This window comes from Kitasatospora sp. NPDC048545, from assembly GCF_040651155.1.
GTDB lineage: Bacteria > Actinomycetota > Actinomycetes > Streptomycetales > Streptomycetaceae > Kitasatospora.
Genome location: NZ_JBEZIQ010000146.1, coordinates 1 through 3,128, shown reverse-complemented (window position 1 = coordinate 3,128; position 3,128 = coordinate 1). Strand labels below are relative to the sequence as shown.

The 3,128-nt window shown below is 75.3% G+C and carries 1 protein-coding gene; it reads right to left on the bottom strand.

The window, feature by feature from the left end:
• A partial coding sequence (locus AB0D10_RS46040; RefSeq protein ID WP_360269013.1) for an amino acid adenylation domain-containing protein occupies window positions 1-3,128 on the bottom strand: 3,128 nt, incomplete at both ends.

Sequence of the window (3,128 nt, the reverse complement as noted above, 5' to 3'; positions counted from 1 at the left end):
CCGTCCAGCTCCGGCTCGCTCGTGTCGGTCACCGTCAGCGCGGCACCGGCCCGCGCCGGGTCCAGCACCACCTGGTACGGGCCCTGCTCGTCCTCACCGAAGACCGTCCGCAGCACCTCGTGCCGGCCCACCACGTCCGCCACCGCGGCGGCGAGCGCCTCCTCGTCCAACCCACCGGTCAGCCGCAGGCAGAGGTTGGCGTTGTAGCCGGCGCCCTCCTGGTCGAAGCGGTTGACGAACCACAGCCGGCGCTGCCCGAAGGACAGCGGCAGGCGCTCCGGCCGCGCGCCCGCCGTCAGCGGGGCGCGGCTCACCGACGCGGCCCGGTCCAGGAGTTCGGCGATCCCGGCGACGGTGGGGGCGTCGAAGAGCTCCCGGACGGACAGTTCGGCCTTGAGGACGCTGCGGATCCGGGCGGCGAGGCGGGTGACCAGCAGGGAGTGGCCGCCGAGGACGAAGAAGTCGTCGTCGATGCCGACCCGCTCGATGCCCAGGACCTCGGCGAACAGGCCGCAGAGGATCTCCTCACGCGGGGTGCGCGGGGCCCGGTTCTCGCCGTCACCCTCGTAGACCGGGGCGGGCAGCGCCTTGCGGTCCAGCTTGCCGTTGGGGTTCAGCGGCAGGGCGTCCAGGAAGGAGAAAGCGGACGGGACCATGTACTCCGGCAGCGTCGCGGCCAGGTGCTGCCGCAGATCGCCGGACGGAGGCGTCTCGGCCCGCGCCACCAGGTAGGCGACCAGGCGACGGTCGCCCGGGCGGTCCTCACGGACCACCACCGCGCACTGGTCCACCGCCTCGTGCCGGGCCAGCACCGCCTCGATCTCGCCGAGTTCGATCCGGAAGCCGCGGACCTTCACCTGGTCGTCGGCCCGGCCGACGAACTCCAGGTGGCCGTCGGCGTGCCAGCGCACCAGGTCGCCGGTGCGGTACATCCGCTCGCCGGGCTCCCCGTACGGGCAGGCGACGAAGCGTTCGGCGGTCAGCCCGGCCCGGCCGCGGTAGCCGCGGGCCAGGCCCGCGCCCGCCACGTACAGCTCGCCGGGCACCCCGGCCGGGACCGGCCGCAGGCCGGCGTCCAGCACGAACACCCTGGTCCCCGGGATCGGGCGGCCGATGTGCGGGACCTGCCCGGGCTCCAGCGGGTCGCCCATGGTCGCGGTGACGGTCGCCTCGGTCGGGCCGTACGCGTCGATCACCCGGCGGCCGCCGACCGTCCAGCGGTGCGCGAGCTCGGCGGTGAAGGCCTCGCCACCGGTCATCACACAGCGCAGGGCGGGTACCCGGTCGGCCGGCACGGTGGCCAGGACCGGCGGCGGGAGCATCACGTGGGTGATGCGGCCGGCGTCGATCAGCTCCGCCAGTTCCTCCCCCGCCGGGCGCGCCCCGCGCGGCCCCAGCACCAGGGTCGCCCCCGACAGCAGCGTCTGCAGCACGTCGGCCACCGCCGCGTCGAAGTTCGGCGAGAGCACCTGCAGCGCGCGGCTGCCCTCGGCGAGCCCCGCCGTCCGGATGTGCGCCGCCATAGCGGCCGCCACGCCGGTGTGCGGGACCACCACCGCCTTGGGCACACCGGTGGAGCCGGAGGTGTAGATCAGGTAGGCCGGGTGGGCGGTCGCCAGCGGGGCAGTCCGCTCGCCGTCGACCGGGTCGGCGGTCGAACGGGACCGGAGCTCGGCCAGGACCGCCGGGTCGTCCAGCAGCAGCCGCCGCTCGGCGCCCGCGGCGGCGACCGCCGCAACGGTCGCCTCCTCGGCGATGACCAGGTCCGGTGCCGCGTCCTCCAGCATGTGGCGGATGCGGTCGGCCGGGTACTCCGGGTCCAGCGGCAGATAGGCGGCCCCGGCCTTGAGGATCGCCAGCATCGCGGTGATCCACTGCTCCGAGCGCTCGACGGCCAGCGCCACCACCCGCTCCGGCCCCGCACCGCGCGCCGCCAGCAGGTGCGCGAGCCGGTTGGCCCTCAGGTTCAGCTCCCGGTACGACAGCCGGGTGCCGTCGCTCTCCACCGCGACCGCGTCGGGGGTGCGCCCCGCCTGCGCCTCGAACAGGGCCGGCAGGGTCCGCGGCGCGACCGCCTCACCGGTGGCGTTCCACTCCACCAGCAGCCGGTGGCGCTCACCGGGCTCCAGCACCTCGATGGCGCTCAGCCGCCGGTCCGGGTCCGCGGCCACGGCCTCCAGCAGCAGCCCGAGGCGGCGGACGATGCCCGCGGCGGTCTCCCGGTCGAAGAGGTCCGCGCTGTACTCCAGCGCGCCGAGCAGACCGTCCGGGCGCTCGCCGCGGTGCCGGTCCTGCAGGTGGAAGCCGAGGTCGACCTTGGCCGTGGTGTCGCCGACGGGGTGGCCGACGGCCGTCAGCCCCGCGAGCCGCAGCTCGTCCAAGGCCTGGCCCCGCTCCAGGTTGTCCATGCTCAGCGTCACCTGGAACAGCGGGTGCCGGGCGGCCGACCGCACCGGGTTGAGCGCTTCCACCAGGCGTTCGAAGGGGACGTCCTGGTGGGCGTAGGCCGCCAGGTCGGTCTCCCGGACGCGGGCGAGCAGTTCGGTGAAGGTGGGGTCGCCGGAGGTGTCGGTGCGCAGGACGAGGGTGTTGACGAAGAAGCCGACCAGCTCGTCCAGGGCGTCGTCGGTGCGGCCGGCGATCGGCGTGCCGACCGGCACGTCCTCACCCCCGCCGAGCCGGCCCAGCAGCACCGCGAGCGCCGCCTGCACCACCATGAACAGGCTCGCCCGGTTCTCCCGGGCCACCGCGGACAGCCGTTCGGCCGTGGCCTGCGGAACGGCGAACTCCACCGTGCCGCCCCGGTAGGAGGCTGCCGCGAGGCGCGGACGGTCGGCGGGGAGCGCGAGTTCTTCCGGCAGGTCGGCCAGGGTCTCGGTCCAGTGGGCGAGTTGGCGCGCCAGCGGGCTGTCCGGGTCGTCCTCGGAGCCCAGCACCTCACGCTGCCAGAGCGTGTAGTCCGCGTACTGCACCGGCAGCGCGTCCCACCCGGGCGCCCGGCCGGCGACCCGCGCGGCGTACGCCAGACCGAGGTCGCGGGTCAGCACCGGCAGCGACCAGCCGTCGGCCGCGATGTGGTGCATCAGCAGGAGCAGCACGTGGTCCTGCGCACCGAGCCGGAACAGCCG